This window comes from Vibrio sp. Of7-15, from assembly GCF_022347565.1.
Classification (GTDB): domain Bacteria; phylum Pseudomonadota; class Gammaproteobacteria; order Enterobacterales; family Vibrionaceae; genus NORP241.
This window is the reverse complement of the sequence record NZ_JAKRGH010000003.1, coordinates 188,881-206,637: the sequence shown is the minus strand read 5'-3', so window position 1 is coordinate 206,637 and position 17,757 is coordinate 188,881. Positions and strand designations below refer to the sequence as shown.

11 protein-coding genes are annotated in these 17,757 nt (G+C 41.4%); 6 read left to right on the top strand and 5 right to left on the bottom strand.

What is annotated here, in order from left to right:
- Positions 1–139 precede the first annotated feature (139 nt).
- The 3 genes from prc to MHO82_RS05505 all read right to left on the bottom strand — a co-directional run bounded on the left by prc (position 140) and on the right by MHO82_RS05505 (position 3,377).
- Positions 140–2,149 carry a carboxy terminal-processing peptidase gene (prc, locus tag MHO82_RS05515; protein ID WP_239182853.1) on the bottom strand — a complete coding sequence of 670 codons (2,010 nt, stop codon included), beginning with the start codon at positions 2,147–2,149 and terminating at the stop codon, positions 140–142.
- Between the two features lie 17 nt (positions 2,150–2,166).
- Complete coding sequence (proQ, locus tag MHO82_RS05510) at positions 2,167–2,808, bottom strand: RNA chaperone ProQ (protein ID WP_239182852.1); 642 nt, start codon at positions 2,806–2,808, stop codon at positions 2,167–2,169.
- Positions 2,809–2,918: 110 nt separating this feature from the next.
- The gene (locus tag MHO82_RS05505; protein WP_239182851.1) at positions 2,919–3,377 is read right to left on the bottom strand and encodes a GAF domain-containing protein; all 459 of its coding nucleotides are present in this window, start codon (positions 3,375–3,377) and stop codon (positions 2,919–2,921) included.
- A 74-nt stretch (positions 3,378–3,451) separates the two neighbouring features.
- On the opposite strand from MHO82_RS05505, the gene MHO82_RS05500 reads away from it, so the two are divergent.
- The 4 genes from MHO82_RS05500 (at position 3,452) to rsmF (ending at position 10,675) form a co-directional block, all read left to right on the top strand.
- Positions 3,452–5,260, top strand: coding sequence for an ABC transporter ATP-binding protein (locus tag MHO82_RS05500; RefSeq protein ID WP_239182850.1), 1,809 nt, complete (start codon positions 3,452–3,454; stop codon positions 5,258–5,260).
- A gap of 27 nt (positions 5,261–5,287) precedes the next feature.
- Positions 5,288–6,496: a paraquat-inducible protein A gene (locus tag MHO82_RS05495; protein ID WP_239182994.1), complete on the top strand. Its 1,209-nt coding sequence runs from the start codon at positions 5,288–5,290 to the stop codon at positions 6,494–6,496.
- Positions 6,474–9,113 carry an MlaD family protein gene (locus MHO82_RS05490; RefSeq protein WP_239182849.1) on the top strand — a complete coding sequence of 880 codons (2,640 nt, stop codon included), beginning with the start codon at positions 6,474–6,476 and terminating at the stop codon, positions 9,111–9,113. The genes MHO82_RS05495 and MHO82_RS05490 overlap by 23 nt, the downstream gene beginning before the upstream one ends.
- 134 nt (positions 9,114–9,247) lie before the next feature.
- Positions 9,248–10,675 (top strand): 16S rRNA (cytosine(1407)-C(5))-methyltransferase RsmF, encoded by a 1,428-nt coding sequence (gene rsmF / locus MHO82_RS05485; RefSeq protein ID WP_239182993.1) that lies wholly within the window; start codon positions 9,248–9,250, stop codon positions 10,673–10,675.
- 242 nt (positions 10,676–10,917) lie between these two features.
- Here rsmF and MHO82_RS05480 read toward each other — a convergent pair whose 3' ends face one another.
- Positions 10,918–11,760, bottom strand: a complete 843-nt coding sequence (locus tag MHO82_RS05480; protein ID WP_239182848.1) for a S1-like domain-containing RNA-binding protein — start codon at positions 11,758–11,760, stop codon at positions 10,918–10,920.
- Positions 11,761–12,008: 248 nt separating this feature from the next.
- Between MHO82_RS05480 and MHO82_RS05475 the strand changes: the two genes are divergently transcribed.
- The gene (locus MHO82_RS05475; protein ID WP_239182847.1) at positions 12,009–13,358 is read left to right on the top strand and encodes a hypothetical protein; all 1,350 of its coding nucleotides are present in this window, start codon (positions 12,009–12,011) and stop codon (positions 13,356–13,358) included.
- Between the two features lie 65 nt (positions 13,359–13,423).
- On the opposite strand, the gene MHO82_RS05470 is transcribed toward MHO82_RS05475, so the two are convergent.
- Entirely contained in the window at positions 13,424–14,302 is an 879-nt protein-coding gene (locus MHO82_RS05470) for a putative PEP-binding protein (RefSeq protein WP_239182846.1), read from the bottom strand.
- A 352-nt stretch (positions 14,303–14,654) separates the two neighbouring features.
- Here MHO82_RS05470 and MHO82_RS05465 point away from each other — a divergent pair, with 352 nt between their 5' ends.
- Positions 14,655–17,654, top strand: coding sequence for an EAL domain-containing protein (locus MHO82_RS05465; protein WP_239182845.1), 3,000 nt, complete (start codon positions 14,655–14,657; stop codon positions 17,652–17,654).
- Positions 17,655–17,757 lie beyond the last annotated feature (103 nt).

Here is a 17,757-nt window from a genome sequence, read left to right as displayed (position 1 = left end):
TACTGTAAGCCTAGGAGATAAAACCAATTTTAGACAATAAATTTGTACTGCATCACAATTTTGTTCTGAGCAAAAAGAAAGGCGAAGCCAGATGACTTCGCCTTATTAAAACAATAAACAGTTATTGCACGTTGGAAAACTACGACTTAGAGATTGCCTTAGCTAAATCTAACGTTATGGCCACCGCTTCACCGAGGTAGGCATCAGGAGCTTCATAATCTTTTGGTACTTCATCAATGGATTTGAAGGTTTTTTCACCTTCCATCTTCTGACGCTGATTAATCCGATCCAAACGTATTTTCTCAAGCTTATCACTTTCACGATTACGTGTAGCTTCATTTAAAGAAATTGAGGTGTCGTCTTTTTCCGCTTTATATTTCTCAATATCTTGCTGAATAAAACGGAACTCCATGCTTTCTTCAATACGCTTGTCATGTAACTGGGTTAGTTGAGTCAGCAAAGCAGAAAAATCATTCAGCTGCTTATACTCTGCTTTTTTAATGCTATCCCATGGCAATGCATTGTCTTCCACGCTTTCACCTGTTTCGGCTGGATCAACCGGAGTCGGGAAAAGAATGTCTGGCACAACACCTAGATTTTGGGTGCTGCCACCATTAATGCGATAAAACTTTTGAATCGTATATTGAACATGACCCAAAGGCTTATCAAACAAGTCGTAAATATGATTTAGAGAACGGTGTTGCTGAACCGTACCTTTACCAAAAGACTGTTCACCTAAAATAATGGCACGAGCATGGTCTTGCAGCGCAGCCGCAAAAATTTCAGATGCCGAAGCACTGTAACGGTTAACCAATACCGTTAATGGACCGTCATAGCTGATTTTATTGTCCGAGTCGCTATTTACTTTGACTCTGCCATAGCTATCACGTACTTGTACAACAGCACCACTTTCAATGAACAAACCTGTTAAAGCAGTCGCTTCACTTAATGCGCCACCACCATTATTGCGTAAATCAACAATAATGCCTTCGACATTTTGTTTGTTCAATTCATTGATCTGTTTTTTAGTGTCTTCTGAAAGGCCAACATAAAAGCTAGGTACTTCTAAAACACCAACCTTTTTGCCATCTTGCTCAATAACTTCAGATTTTACAGCACGATCTTCAAGACGAATTTTATCACGAACAATAGTGACAGGGTAACTCTTAGAATCTTTACCTTCCGGCAAGATTTGTAGTGTCACCTGACTACCTTTCGGTCCTTTGATAAGCTGAACAACATCATCAAGACGCCAACCAATGACATCAACAACATCTTCTTCGTCTTGCGCTACACCAATAATTCGGTCACCCGCAGCAAGTTGCTTACTGCTAGAAGCTGGTCCACCAGCAACTAATGAGCGAATAACAGTATAATCATCTTCAACCTGAAGCACTGCCCCTATCCCTTCAAGAGATAAGTTCATTTCAGACTGAAACTGCTCTGCATTACGAGGAGATAAATAACTGGTGTGTGGATCAACTTCACGAGCAAACGCATTCATGTAAATTTGAAATACATCTTCACTGTGAGTCTGAGTTAAACGTTTTAATGCATTATTATAACGTTTTCCCAGCATCTTCTTGATCTCTGGTAGCTCTTTACCTGTTAGCTTCAGGTTTAAAGCATCGTATTTTACACGCTTGCGCCACAACTCATTTAATTCAGCTGTATCTTTAGCCCAAGCCTGTTCTGTACGATCAAGTTCAACCTCTTCATCTAATTCAAAGTTAAACTCTTTTTTATCAAGCAGCTTTAATGCGTAATCGTAACGCTCAAAGCGTCTTTCTAAAGAAAGGTTAAACATTGCAAAAGCAGCTTCAGACTTGCCGTTTTTTAACTGGTCATCAAATTCTTCTGACCACTTAGCAAACGAGTCGACATCTGATTGAGTTAGAATATTTCGGTTATAATCCAACATTTCTAAATAGCGATTAAAAATATTGACCGAGAATTCATCATTTAATGAGAAGTGTTTATAGTGGGAACGAGTGAATCTTGACGTAACTCGCTTGCTTGCTGTTGCATGTTGAGCTTCAGGTGCAAGGGTTGGTAAGTCGCTCTTCTGATATGTTGCCTCTAGGGCTTGTGCAGAAGCTGCTAGCATCATGCTAGCAGCTAACAGCGAGACTCTGAATCGACAATTCATGCGTCGGGAGTTCTCCTTTACGAACGAAGGTGCTCCGCTTTAACAACCATTTGTAGGCCATTTACTAAGCGAACACGCACATCATCCTTATTGATTTCAACGATTGTAGCCGGCGTGTTTCCTTTACCCATAGAAACGCTAACCTCTTTACCTACGACAATTTCGTCCGCAGTTAGTTCACGTTTAGGTTCAGCAGGCTTACTAATAACTTTAGCAGTTTTTGGCTTAGAGCTACGATTTAGTGCTTTATTATTGCGTGTTTTCTTAGCTTTAGCGTCTGTTTTACCTTCTTCACGAGCTTTAGCAGCTTGCTCTTTACGACGAGCACGAACTTTCGCTTTGCTCTCTTCAAGTGCTTTTTGTGCGTGATCTACGTGTTCTTGCTCCAGTTCACCACAAGGGTTACCGTCTAAATCAACGCGTGATGCCCCTGCCTTAACGCCATGTAGATAACGCCAAGAAGATGTGTACTGACGTAATGCTGCACGAAGTTGAGTTTTACTTACTTTTGGATCTTCGTTTAAGCGCTCTGCTAATTCTTGAAAGATACCAATTTTAAGTGGCTTAGCTTCACCTTCTAAAGTAAAGCATTTAGGGAAACGCTCAGCAATGTAGGCAATTACTTCTTTGCTGTTCGCTAACTTTTCAGTGTTTTCCATGTAGTTTCCTGGTAGTCGCAGGGTTCACCCGCAATCTATTGTTTATTTCTAGTAAAAAGATTTACGCTATTATAGTTAGATGGTTTTGAAAAACCACTGTCTAACTGTAATTAAAGCCGTTTTTCTAGTTCTTTCACTAAGTTTGATAAGCCAATTTCGTCTTCTTCATCAAATCGAGCCAATTTTGGGCTGTCAATATCAAGAACACCGAACAACTCACCCTTCACAGTGAATGGAATAACTATCTCAGAATTACTAGCCGCATCGCAAGCAATATGACCACTAAATGCATGCACATCAGCAACACGTTGGGTTTTATTTTCCGAAATAGCAGTGCCGCATACTCCTCGCCCTACAGGGATTCGCACACAAGCAGGTTTACCTTGAAATGGACCAAGCACTAATTGCTCTTCTTTTAAGAAATAGAAGCCAGCCCAGTTAACCCCTTCAAGCTCCATATAAAGAAGTGCACTAATATTAGAAAGATTAGCAATAAGATCAGGCTCTCCATCCACCAAAGCAACAGCCTGCTGTACTAAACGTTCATATAGAGCAGTTTTATTTTCCATGTAAATTTTCTTCCCAAAGGCAATGATAAGCGTAAAATAGCGCCGCAATCTAACAAATAGGACGCATTCTCATTTTGAATAAGAACTCAGACAACACAATTAACTGGACTTGGCTTTTAAAGCAAGCACAAAAACATAAAAAACGTTTATATGCTGCTAATCTAATCGCTATTCTTGCGACCTTAGTCAGTGTTCCTATTCCCCTAATGATGCCATTAATGGTTGATGAAGTTTTACTCGACAAACCCTCGACTGGTATTGAACTTCTAAACTATTTTCTTCCTGAGTCATGGCAGCAGCCCACCAGCTACATTGTTTTGGTCTTAATTCTTGTCGTATTAATGCGGGCAGTAAGCCAAGCACTGAACATTCTTCAGAGCCGACAATTTACTTTAGTGTCTAAAACCATTACTTACCAGATTCGAACTCGACTGATCGACAAGCTCGGCAAAATCAGCATGCAGCAGTACGAAACCAAAGGCAGTGGTGGTATTAACTCTCACTTAGTGACTGATATAGAAACTATTGACAAGTTTATTGGTGACACCCTTAGCCGTTTTCTTGTCAGTTTGCTAACTGTAATTGGAACCGCAGGTATCCTCTTATGGTTAGATTGGATGCTTGGGCTTTTTATTTTGCTGGTAAACCCGATTGTGGTGTACTGCTCTCGTAAACTTGGCAATAAGGTCAAAGATTTAAAGAAAAAAGAAAATCAATCTTTCGAAACCTTTCAACAACGACTCGTCGAAACACTCGATGGCATCTACCAATTACGTGCAGCTAATCGTGAACGTGAATTTTTACAAGTATTAAAACAAGATGCTGATGCCATTCGTTCTGATGCTGATAAATACGCTTGGCAATCTGAAGCGGCTGGCCGAGTCTCTTTCTTATTGTTCTTAATTGGCTTCGAGCTATTCCGAGCGGCCGCCATGCTCATGGTGCTATTTAGTGACTTAACCATTGGCCAAATCTTCGCTGTATTCGGCTACCTTTGGTTTATGTTAAGCCCTGTTCAAGAACTATTGGGAATCCAGTTTGCGTGGTACAGCGCTTCCGCTGCCATTAAACGTGTAAATACTTTGCTGGATATAGAAGAAGAGTATCGCCCTGTTAGTAAGGTAAACCCATTTAAAGACAACTCATCCCCTATTGATATTCAAATTAAAGACCTGTGCTTTTCTTATAATGAAGACCAGCAAGTATTAAATCATTTATCAATGTCGATTCCTGCTGGCAAACGTGTCGCTTTAGTGGGTGCCAGTGGTGGAGGAAAATCCACGCTTATTCAGCTTCTGTTAGGGGTCTATCGTTATGATGCGGGCCAAATTAGCTTCAATGGCCATAGTACTGACGACATTGGCTACGAACTGATTCGTGAACAAATGTCCGTTGTATTACAGCAACCTGTGCTATTTAATGATACTCTCCGACACAATTTATCTTTAGGTGCTAATTACAGCGATGATAAATTGTGGCAGGCATTGGACATTGCCCAACTGAGCGATGTCACTGAGCAGCTAACCCATGGCTTAGAAACCCAAATTGGCCGCCAAGGTGTTCGATTATCTGGCGGACAGAGACAACGTTTAGCAATAGCGCGAATGGTGCTCGCAGATCCACAATTTGTGATCCTCGATGAAGCAACATCGGCGCTGGATACCGCCACAGAAGCAGCGCTTCATACGGCATTAAAAGAATTTTTAGTCGGTCGAACTACTTTAATTGTTGCTCACCGTCTATCAGCAGTAAAACAAGCTGACTTGATTTATGTTCTAGAAGATGGTCAAGTAACGCAATCGGGAACACATGTCGAACTGGTTGAACAAGAAGGACTTTATCAAACTCTATATGGAAATATTCAATCAAGTATTGCGAGCTAATCTTCTTAATAGGAAAACCGCGTGAGTATGAAGATCCGTACTGCGCGGCTATGCCCTGGTTGTGATCTACCCTTAACGTCTGTAGCTGCTAAACGTGGCTACAGTGCTTATTGCCCTCGCTGTAATAGTCAATTATATAGAGGGGGCTCAAGTCGCTTTTCTGGCGAACTTGCCATCGCCATTGCGTGTTTACTGCTATTTATCCCCTCTCACTTTTTTCCTTTAATCACCATAAAGCTATTCGGGGTCATGATCCCCGCAACCTTGCCTTCTGGTACGATCACCTTAATGAAGGAAGGTTTCCCTTTTTTAGGCTTATTAATCTTATTTTGCAGCTCCATCGCCCCTTTACTATTGTGTGGCTCTGTGGTGACCGCTCAATGGGCACTAGCTAAGAAAAAGTTCTTGCCCTTCAAGTACTCTTTATGGGTATTACAACACTTTAAAGCTTGGGTAATGCTGGATGTATTTTTAGTCAGCTTTGGTATCGCTTGTTTTAAAGTTCAAGATCATGCTGATATCTTTGTTGGCTCAGGTTTACTTGGTCTTGTGTTGCTGCAACTGATGACTTCCTTACTCCTCACCCGAGTGAGTGTCAGACGTTATTGGGAAGCTTGGGAAGAACAAACACCGCATGGGTGTACTGAAGATTCGTTACATTGTAAACACTGCCATTTGTCTCAGCCTCCAGGCCATCATTGTGCTCGTTGCCATTCCCCTTTATATAAACGAGCTCCGCGTTCCCTGCAGAAAACGTGGGCTTACCTTATTGCTGCTGCCGTTTTTGTATTGCCTGCTAACTTGTACCCTATCTCTATTTTATTAACGAACGGTAAACGCCTTGAAGATACGATCTTCTCTGGTGTCGCAGGCCTAATAAAAAATGACATGACAGGCATTGCCATTATTATCTTTGTGGCCAGCATTATTGTTCCTGTCGCCAAAATCCTTGGGCTCACATACATTCTTTTCTGCATTCGCATTAAGCGCCGCCTCTACCATCGCCAGCGAATGATCATTTACTTTGCTGTTAAATGGATCGGTAAATGGTCCGTTATGGATCTGTTTGTCATATCTATCATGATGACACTAATAGACCGAGGACAGATTTTAGACTTTACACCTGGACCAGGGGCCATTGCCTTTGGGCTGGTGGTTCTTTTGACTATGCTAGCCGCTGAAAGCTTAGACTCTCGCTTGATTTGGGATAACTATGAGCAACCAAAACGAAATTGATGACAAAACCCCTTCTGTTGAAATTCGCCGCGATCGGGGGATTTCGCCATTATGGTTATTACCTTTATTAGCCTTTTCCTTAGCTGGCTGGCTCGTCTATAAAGCACTCAATGAAGCTGGGCAACGCGTTCAAATCTATTTTGCAGATGCTCAAGGCTTAGTCGCAGGGCGAACTACGATTCGTTATCAAGGACTCGAAGTGGGTATGGTACGCGACATTACCCTATCTGAAGATCTGAGTAGTATTTATGTGGATGCCGATATTTACCCCGAGGCTGCACAAATTTTAAATACCGGAACGCGTTTTTGGTTAGTCAAACCCAAAGCCTCATTAACGGGTATTTCTGGTCTCGATGCACTGGTATCTGGTAACTACATTGCGATTCAACCCGGTGAAGGGGAAGCGGAAACACAGTTCACAGCTTTAGATGGGCCACCAGCAGATACCCCCGCCCAAGAAGGCTTAATCGTATCACTGCGCTCTGATGATTTAGGCTCGGTCTCTGTAGGCTCAACCATCATTTATAAAAAAATTCCGATTGGTGAAGTTTACAATTATGAGCTGGATGATAAGAATGACTCTGTCATCATTCATACACTTATCCAAAAAAAATACGCCCATTTAATCACAACACAAAGCCGTTTTTGGAACGTCAGTGGTATTGGGGCTAACATTGGCTTTAATGGCTTAGACGTGCAATTTGAAAGTCTATCCGCTCTTTTAGGCGGTGCTATTGCTGTTGATTCCCCTGACGATGGTGAAGCCGTCTCGAATAACCAAGAATTTAAACTCTACCCGAATGTAAAAACCGCTGGTCGAGGCATACCAATAAAAATCCTTTTACCTGATAATAACCAAGTCAGCCCCGGCGGCGCGCCCATCATGTATCGAGGATTGGAAGTTGGCCAGATCACCGATCTTGAATTAAGTGATGAACGAGATCAGATCATCGCGTATGCCTCTATTGAGCCTAGCTTTAGCGACATGCTTAACATGGGATCTCGCTTTGTTCTGGAAGAAGCAAAAGTCTCTCTGGCCGGAATTAAAAACGTCAGCAACTTAGTTCGAGGGAATTTCTTAACTTTGGTTCCCGGTACTGGTGACAAAAGCCGAACCTTTACCGCTATTAGAAACGATGATTTAGAGCGTGAAAAACCGGGGACGTTATTGGTTTCCCTGATTGCGGATGCTTCGTTTGGTTTAACTCCCGGTACAAATGTGCTCTACCGTGGTATTGCCGTTGGCTCCATCACACGTGTTGCCCTTATCAAAGAAAAAGTCCATTTTGATGTATTAGTCAGCCCAGAATACAAAGAACTCATCAAATCCAATAACCGCTTTTTTGTCACTGGCAGCGCAAAAGCGGAATTTACTGGAGCGGGTTTAAATGTCACTATTCCTCCCGCTAAACAGCTATTAACAGGCTCAATCAGCTTTACCAGTGAGGGGGAACAAAAAGCACAACCTTCTTATACACTTTTCCAAACCCAAGCACTGGCTGAACTGGCAGAGCTAAAAGCAACGGGCAGTAAAACCATTTCGTTATTGGCACCAGAACTGCCAGCGGTAAATGAAGGCTCCCCTCTGCTTTACCGTAACTTGCCAGTAGGTATGGTAGAAAGCTACTCACTGACTCAAAGTGGTATGGTGATAAAAGTGAAAGTGGAAAACCGATACATCCACCTCATTAAATCCAATACCGTTTTCTGGAATCACTCTGGCATCGAAATTGATGCAAGCTTAAGCGGCCTGAGTGTTAAAAGTCAGCCCCTTGCTTCTCTTGTTAAAGGCGGGATAGCATTTGATCAAATCGCGGGGGTTGAAAATAAAATAGGCAAACGTTGGAAGCTCTATTCCAGCATGAAAGAAGCACAACAATTTGGAAAATTAATCACCTTAAAAGCAGCTGGCGACAGCAGTATAGCCAAAGGCATGGCCATAAAGTATCAAGGTATAAAAGTGGGTGAAGTGACCCGTATCATGCCGAATTTCAAAACTGGAATGCTAGAAGCTCAAGCCCGTTTATTTCCAGAATACGCACCAGAAGTTGCTCGTAATGGCAGCCACTTTTGGTTAGTGACACCACAGATAACAACGTCTGGTGCAAAAAACTTAGACTCTTTACTGGGCTCTTATGTTCGTGTTGCGCCGGGTGCTGGCCAGAAACAAGCCGTATTCCCCTTAAATACACAACCGCGCACTGAAAATAAATCCACCTTTATTCTAGAAAGTGAGCACCGTGCATCAGTGACAGTTGGAACACCAATCTTATACCGAGACATAGAAGTAGGCCAAGTTTCTCACATTGAATTAGGTAACTTATCTGATCGCGTCTTAATTACTTTTTATATGAATGATGATTATGCTTACCTCATCCGTGAAAACACCATTTTTTGGAATGTATCTGGGGTGAATGTTGCCATTGGCATAACAGGTGCAACGGTTCAGGCTGGGACAATGGACAGTATTCTTCGTGGTGGAATTGCCTTTGCAACACCAAATACACAGCCATTACTGCCAAAAGCTCAAATGGGTGATAACTTCTTACTTCACGCTAAGCCAGAGCCAGAATGGAAAGAATGGCGAACTGCCATTCCGAATCCGAATAAAGAATAACCTTTTCTAGATAAAGAATAAAAATGCGGCTTTTGAGTCGCATTTTTTATATTTCAAAACAAAAAACACGTTCTCGATTATCTTTCCGCTTTGTTATAAACTCTCGCCCCACTGAAACCAACCGAGATCCCACCTTGCACCCAAATATTATTCTGCCTGAGCTGTTCTTAAAGCAAATTGAAGAAATCATGCCTAACAATTTGAATATGGATGATTTTATCGCAGCTTGTAAACGCCCTCTTCGTCGTAGCATTCGTGTTAACACGTTAAAGATTAGCGTCGAAGCATTCATTGCCCGTATGGCAGAAAAAAATTGGGTCTTAACCCCGGTTCCATGGTGTGAGACTGGTTTTTGGTTAGACCGACCTGAAGAGGATGACGCTCCGTTAGGTAATACCGCAGAACACATGGCGGGGCTTTTTTATATTCAAGAAGCCAGCTCGATGATGCCAGTAACAGCACTAATCGACAATAACGAGCAACTGCATACCGTGTTGGACATGGCCGCTGCACCAGGCTCCAAAACCACGCAAATTGCTGCCGCGATGAATAACCAAGGTGGTCTAGTCGCCAATGAATTTTCGGCCAGCCGCGTAAAAGTATTGTGCTCGAATGTACAACGTTGTGGTGTTCACAATGCAGCCCTGACCCATTTCGATGGTCATGTATTTGGTGGCTGGCTACCAGAAACTTTCGATTCCGTTCTGTTAGATGCACCGTGTTCTGGAGAAGGTACTATCCGTAAAGACCCAGATGCCATGAATAACTGGAGTACCGAATCAGCAGCAGAAATCGCTGAAGTGCAAAAAGGGTTAATCGAAAGTGCTTTTCATGCTTTAAAGCCTGGAGGTGTATTAGTTTATTCAACGTGTACTTTAAACCTTGAGGAAAACCAACAGGTTTGCCATCACCTAAAAGAAACCTTTGGTGATGCCGTTGAGTTTGAGCCACTGAACCATTTATTTGAGAATGCTGAGCAAGCCTGTACTGAAGAAGGCTTCTTGCATATCTTCCCACAGATTTTTGATAGTGAAGGCTTTTTTGTCGCAAAAATGAAAAAGCTAAGTTCTGTTGAACCACCAAAAGTCAAAAAGCGTTTAGGTAAATTTCCATTTGAAGCTGCGACAAATAAAACAGTACAAGAGATCCAAACTAGCTTAAAAACAACATTGGACTTAGAACTGCCTGAGACCAGCCAAATCTGGTTACGTGACAAAGAAGTGTGGCTCTTCCCTACCGCGTTAATTCCATTAATTGGTAATATCCGCTTAGATCGCATTGGTGTGAAATTAGCAGAGCAGCACAAAAAAGGCTTCCGCTGGCAACATGAAGCAGTATGCGCCATTGCAACTGGTAAAGAATCAAACTGCGTTGAACTCAGTGCTGAACATGCCCGTGAATGGTATATGGGCCGAGATGTACGCCCGGAAAATGTAGGTAAAGGTGAAGTTATCGTAACTTACCTAGGAGACGTTATCGGACTTGGTAAATGGGTCGGTAATCGTATTAAAAATGGCCTCCCCCGAGAACGAGTAAGAGACACCAACTTATTCGACAAATAAGTTAATTACAATTTTATCTATAAGCAAACTGGACAATAATAGAGCTTGTACTAATCTGAAAGAGTAATTGATCTCCATTTTACTAACAGTTAGCGCAAGGCTCTTCGTGAGCCATTCCCCTAAGCCCGTGACAGGAGTAGTTGCGGGCTATTTTTATGCCTACGAGTCATCTCTTCACTTTCCTCTGATAACAAAAAAGCCCAGTAAATACTGAGCTTTATCAAACAGGATATGCAGAGCAACTACGACTTGTCGACTAAGCGAATACCTTCACGTTCAATGGTAATTAACCCCTGCTTATACAAGCCACCAATGGTTTTCTTAAAGGTCCCTTTACTGGTACGAAAAACTGCAAAAATTTCATCTGGCGAAGATTTGTCACTAACAGGGATAAAACCGTCTTTCTTTTCCAAAGCGGTGATGATTTTATCACTCAAATCATCCATTTTAGCCTTACCTTGACGCTGTAAAGACAAATCAATCTTACCATCTTCACGCACAGTCTTAATGTAACCTTTTAGCTTTTTACCAACAAACAGCTTACCGAAAGATTCCGTTTTAAATAATAGACCCCAGTGCTGACCATTAATGATCGCTTTAAAGCCAAGGTCGGTGATCTCAGCAATCAGTAAATCAACTTGTTCATCTTTTTTATAAGTCGCTGGTGTATTGTCTAACCATTTGTTGAACTTAGTAGTACCAACAATTCGACCTGAGGCTTTGTCAGTGTACACATAAACCAAGATTGATTGGCCTTCTTTAAAGCGACCTAATTGCTCACTGAATGGGATTAGTAAGTCTTTTTTCGTAATGCCCCAATCAACAAACGCACCAATGCTATTTAAGCCAACCACTTTCATCACTGCCCACTCACCAACTTGAGCTAGGGGTGTTTCTGTCGTTGCTACGATTTCATTTTCTGAATCAAAAAATAGAAAAGCCTCAACTTTATCACCAACTTCAGTGTTTTTTGGAACGTTACGGGCAGGAAGAAGGATGTTTCCGTAATCATCACCATCAAGGAAGACCCCGAAATCTACTTTCTTGACGACTTCTAATGTGTTGATTTGACCAATTTTAATCATTGTCCTACTTCTCAAAATATAATGTGGGTGTATTAACGAAGATCATTATTACCCGATTTATCCACTCTTATGAATCGTTCAGACAACAATGAAAGCCCATTATACGTGATCTCTGTCATCCTTGCTGCTAATGATACAAATAAAAATGGCTACTTATTAAGCAAACAAACTTTTTTTTGCATTAATCGACAAAAATGCAGTTAAAATCACCCTACACTTTTATTAGGCACTGGCAGGAAAGCAACTACGTGATAACAGTAGAAAAAAAAGAAGGTTTGTCACTTAAGATATCTCATGTAATTCAAGAATCGAAAGATCGCGATCTTGATATCTACCTTTTTATTCCCGGAGAGTTAGGAATAAGCTCCGATATTATTTCTGAATCCGAGTTCTACTACAGCTCCATTGTGGGAAAACGCACTTATTATAGTGACAAAACCCTACTCCCTTTGGTTCACAGCCGCTTGGCACAACGTGGCCGCCTCTCTTCTGAACAGTATCGTCTAAGTTTGAGTTTATACGCTTACCAATACGCCATTGCGCTAGAAAAAGCCGTCGAGCAGTTAAATGAAACTGATCGTGAAGACATTACAACCACAGAAATTGAAGATGCCATCGAACTTGCATTGGACATTTTAAAACGACTCCGCCGTAGCGTCCCATACGATGATCAGCTCAAGCGTTATTATGCCAATATCGATAACTACCTTTCGTGGTTTACAGAGCAGCGCTTTCTCTCTTTGGTGGCTCACCTACCGAGAAACCAAGATTATGCTGAAATAAAAGCGCGGTTAATCACAGTATGTGAAAGAGAAACCCAGCACCGAATAGAAAAAAGTTATAACTCCAAAAAAGCGCGTAATGACGCAACACGCATGTCGAATAAAATGCGACTGTTACGCCGCCTGATCGAATTCCCTGTCACCATGAAAGAAAAAACCATCATCATGGGAAAAAACATGAAACGCGCGGTAAAAGGCGGTGCGACGGGCATTGTCATGGTGTTTGTGACCATAACAGCAATTCAAGCCAGAGGCTTTTTAGGTGAAATTACCGCCTCGTTCATTATTGCTATGTCGATCCTTTATGCCATGCGCGAAATCTTTAAAGATGATTTACGTGATGCCATGTGGAGCTGGCTACGTAAAGGAAAACCAAAGTGGCGTAAACAATTTTCCGATCCGACCACCAACCGATTAATTGGCCGCCAGCTCGAATGGCTAGAGTACAAAGGCTATAACGACTTAAGCCAAGATGTCCAAAAAGTACGAAAAGGCCGGGTGTCACAAAAAGAAGAAGTGGTTCTGCATTACAAAAGCCAAACACGAATGGCAACCACCAAGTTTATGAGTGGATATGAGCAAACCCGAGAAACCTTAATGTTTGATTTAAGGCCGATGTCCCGCTTAATGGCAAAAGGCTCTCAAAAAATATATCGCTTAAAGGATGGGCAAGTCAGTAAAGAAGCTGTTGAAAAACGCCACTTAATCAACTTAATAACGAAAGAAATTAACGAAGATAACTCCGTATCAATTCAGCGTTGGAAAGTCATTATGAACCGTTCCAAAATTGTTGATATAGAAGAGATCACTTCCTAAATCGACCCCATAAAAAATGGCGAGTTATCCCCTCGCCATTTTATACTGCAATATCAACAATTAAGTTACGCCGTCACTACGACATCTTTTACACCAATTTCAATCAGCCAGTCTTGCAGTTTTGGGTAACTCACTAAATCATCCGACGCCACCAGCACTGGCTTGTTTGCAGCCAAAGCTGATTTAGCCGCCGTCGCGATAATGTGTAAAATCGCTTCGTTCTCCGGATCAAATAAATTAATCAGGCCTTCATTTGCTTTATCGAGCCCTAAACTAAACTGGGTTAAATGGTCTACGTTCACCACCAAACCATCAAAGTATTGAAGCAGCTTTTCTGACATTAATGCCGATGCTGGTACATCACAAACATAAAGCACTTTTAAGCCATGTAAACCACGAGGCAAACCTTGTTCTGCTAAGCGATCGATAATTTTTGCAGCATCACTTAACGAACGTACAAATGGCACCACAACTTCAACAGTAATACCATCTGCTCGTAAACGCTTTATTACCTCGCACTCCAAAGAGAAGCTTGAGGAATAAGAATCTGAAGCAAAACGAGAAACACCACGCACTCCCATCGCTGGGTTTACTTCGGCTTGCTCTAATGTACCGCCAAGCAAAGCACCAAAGACATGACTATCACTGTCTGACAAACACACTTTCACCGTTGAATACTGAGGCTCTACTGCTGTCTTAATGACATTAACTAATGCATCAACAAAATACTCAACAGGGTTACCCATCGCAGCCATTGCCTGAAGCGTTTGACGATCTAACTCCGAGAGTGATTCTGATTCTAAAGCAGCTTTAGGGTGAAAAAAGATCTGATCTTGAATAAGGCCAGATAAAGAAACATACAGACTCGTTGCATCAGCGATAGGATCGGAAAAAGCTGGCAAGCTTGCGGATTGGCAGAAACCAGTATGGATAGTTTGCGTCATTATTACTCCAGTACGACGAAAATCACTAAGGCGCTAAATTAACACCACAGTTAAATTATAGAGTCAGTGCAATTTTATTGAGTGCATAGCTAACTTTAAATGCATCCCAACAAATCACTATTATTCTGATATTGAACGAACATACCGAGTAAAAACCAACAAGACAAGCATAACAACTCAAGTTCCTTCATTTTTTAAGCACATCATCTTATTGAAAACACCACGATACAAAAAAGGTTGCTAGACTTAATAAATTGTTCGAATTCATCAAGCTAACATACGTGCACATCGATAGACATCATGTTCAATATAATACCAACCAGCATATAGAACCAATCTAAAGAGGTCTCTATTGAAAATTACAACCCGATTAATTGGTAGCTTTACGTTTCTTGCTGTGTTTGTCGGTATTATTGGTGCAATTGAACTGTACTTCATTACCGATGCGCATAAGCAAGTCGATCGATTAGTCTTGATTAATATGAAGGAAACTGAAAAAGCCGCTGAGGCCACCATTAACTTAGAAAAAGTCATCAGCAATTTTCAAGAATTGTTATATCAATACTCCTTCGCACTACAAACAGCCCCTACTAACGTTAATGAAAGTATCATCGAAAAAAGTCATTTCTCGTTAACGAACCTACAAAAATCCACCTCCGAATGGATTTCTGCCATTGAGTTAGATTTTAAAGCTTCAGAAGGCCATGAAGAAGCCCTGCAAGGAGAACAAGATGAGTTGGATGAAATCAAAGAGTTTTCTGAAGAGTTACTGGTCCTCGAACACCTGAGTATTCTTATTTACGATGATATTTTGTCTTCTGTACCCCCGAAAGACGAGGTGTTAGTAGCGCACATTAAAGATTGGAACTTATCTGCTGCCCTGCTCAGAGAAAAAATTAATGACCTACACATCGAAACACGTGAGGAGCTGTTCGAAGAGTACCATGAATTTCACGATAGCCTAGAGCTAAGTTGGTACATTACGGGCATATGCTACATATTGGTGCTGCTCTCTTCACTCATTTTAGGCCACTTACTTTCCCGTTCAATAAATATCCCCCTAAGCAAACTCCAAGATTACGCAAAAGCTCTAAGTACTGGTAACTATAACTACCCACTCCCCCCCAAAGGCCATGATGAAATCGGTGTGTTAGCCAACACCATGGGGCAAATGAGTGAGTCCATACAATCGGCTCAACATGATTTAAAAAGCGAATTAAATTTACGAGTCATTTCCGAGCACAAATTAGCCCTTATCTCTCAATCTCAAAAAATCATTTTAAACAACGTAACGGAAGGGGTTTTTGGCATTGATGACTCTGGTCGCATTACCTTTGTGAATAACTTGGGCACAATAATCACAGGGTTTGATGAAAATTATATGCTTGGCCAACACTACAGTTTGGTACTCTCTTTACAGCCTTGCCCGAGTACTCGTCCTCATACGCTTAAACTGTTTTCCCCAGATGGAACTCTCGATATTACCCAGCATTTCTCCGGCCTAGAAGCAGAACTAATTAACGCCAGCGGTCAAATTTGTTTAATCGATTTAAGCTGTTCACCCGTCTATTCGGAAAACAGGTTCAAAAGTACCGTGGTCGTTTTTCGAGACATTACAGCACAGAAAGAAGCTGAAACCCGAATGCGCCTTATTTCCCGAGTTTTTGAGTTCGCATCTGAAGCCATTATGGTGACAGATAAAAATTATTACCTTGTCGATGTAAACCAAGCCTTTGAAAAAATAACAGGCCTTTCCAGAGAGCAATCTGTGGGTCATAAAGCCAGTCAATTCTTTTATACAGGCCAGTTTAATGAACTATTTGATCCGATTACCAAGAGGATTGAAAAAGAAGGCTACTGGGAGGGCGAGTTGGAAGGCATTCGCTCAGATAAAACCCAGTACCCGATTATGATGAACCTCTCTGTCTTACAGGATGTAGAACAAAAGCTGACTCACTATATTGGTATTTTCTCCGATATCACAGATAAAAAAGCCAATGAGCAACGCTTAATCCAACTGGCTTTCCATGACTCTCTAACAGGGCTACCAAATCGAATGTTGTTTCAAGATCGGCTTGAGCACAGTATTTTAGAGGCCCAAAGGGATAATTTAAAACTCGGTGTATTATTCTTAGACCTCGACAATTTCAAAGCCATCAATGACACTTTAGGCCACAGTGCAGGCGACGAACTTCTTATCGAAGTAGCAAAACGCTTAACTCACTGCGTTAGAAAATCAGATACGGTTGCCCGAATGGGAGGCGATGAATTTACTATCATCATAAACAACCTAAGCACACCAGATACATTATCCAATGTCGCACGAAAAATTTTATCTGCCTTAAAACTACCCCTTCAAATTCAAAATCAAGAAGTAATTTGCACCACCAGCATTGGCCTAGCCTACTACCCTGATGATGGCAGTAACATAAAAGAGTTGAGCAAGAACGCTGATGTAGCCATGTATCGAGCCAAAGAACACGGGAGAAACTGTTTTGCGTTTTATCATGAAGAAATGAACTCACAAGCCGAATATAATTTGCAACTTGAAAAAGAGCTCCGCCTTGCTGTTGATAACAACGAGTTTGAACTTTACTACCAAGCAAAATATTCACCTACATCAAATATTCCCACAAAAATGGAAGCTCTCGTACGCTGGAATCACCCAGACCAAGGCGTACTTGGCCCACACTATTTTATTGAAGCCATGGAAAAAAATGGCCTGATTATTCCTCTGGGTTTATGGGTTATTCGTAATACTTGTAAGCAAATAAAAATATGGCAGAAAATAGGCTTTAAAGACGTGCAAGTCGCCGTAAACCTTTCTGTTATTCAATTTAGGGATCGTGACTTACTCGAACATATTCAAAAAGCCCTTTCTGATTACGCCATCAGGCCCCGTAATATTGAGTTTGAAATCACAGAAAGCGCATTGATGGATAACTTAGCTCACAATACCGAAACGTTAAAAGAGCTAAGAAAAATGGGGATCAGCATCGCCATGGATGACTTTGGTACTGGCTACTCTTCTTTAGCGTATTTAAAGCGCTTCCCGCTCAATACACTAAAGATTGATAGAACCTTTATTTTCGAAATGGACAAACACCCCAAAGACGCAAAAATTGTTTCTGCCATAATTACCATGGCCAAAGTGCTGAATTTACAAGTGGTTGCTGAAGGCGTAGAAAACGCACAACAGGCCAGTCAGCTCTTAGAAATGGAATGCGACTATCTACAAGGCTATTTATTCAATAAACCCATGCCCGCCGCAGAATACACTCACTTATTAGTCAATGGTTTTCCGCATGATAAAGAGTATTATTTGAATAGCAACACGAAAGAAAATACGTAATAAGAGTATTTTTAAGTTAATTTAAAAATACTCTTTCTAGAGACATTTTCGTTTCAAAAGCCAATATTTACTTAAATAACCTAGACATAGTTCATTGGTTTAG

Bases quoted from the DNA above. Each gene is read 5' to 3' on its own strand.
- prc (WP_239182853.1), bottom strand. From the start codon at position 2,149: ATGAATTGTCGATTCAGAGTCTCGCTGTTAGCTGCTAGCATGATGCTA.
- proQ (WP_239182852.1), bottom strand. From the start codon at position 2,808: ATGGAAAACACTGAAAAGTTAGCGAACAGCAAAGAAGTAATTGCCTAC.
- MHO82_RS05505 (WP_239182851.1), bottom strand. From the start codon at position 3,377: ATGGAAAATAAAACTGCTCTATATGAACGTTTAGTACAGCAGGCTGTT.
- MHO82_RS05495 (WP_239182994.1), top strand. From the start codon at position 5,288: ATGAAGATCCGTACTGCGCGGCTATGCCCTGGTTGTGATCTACCCTTA.
- MHO82_RS05490 (WP_239182849.1), top strand. From the start codon at position 6,474: ATGAGCAACCAAAACGAAATTGATGACAAAACCCCTTCTGTTGAAATT.
- MHO82_RS05480 (WP_239182848.1), bottom strand. From the start codon at position 11,760: ATGATTAAAATTGGTCAAATCAACACATTAGAAGTCGTCAAGAAAGTA.
- MHO82_RS05470 (WP_239182846.1), bottom strand. From the start codon at position 14,302: ATGACGCAAACTATCCATACTGGTTTCTGCCAATCCGCAAGCTTGCCA.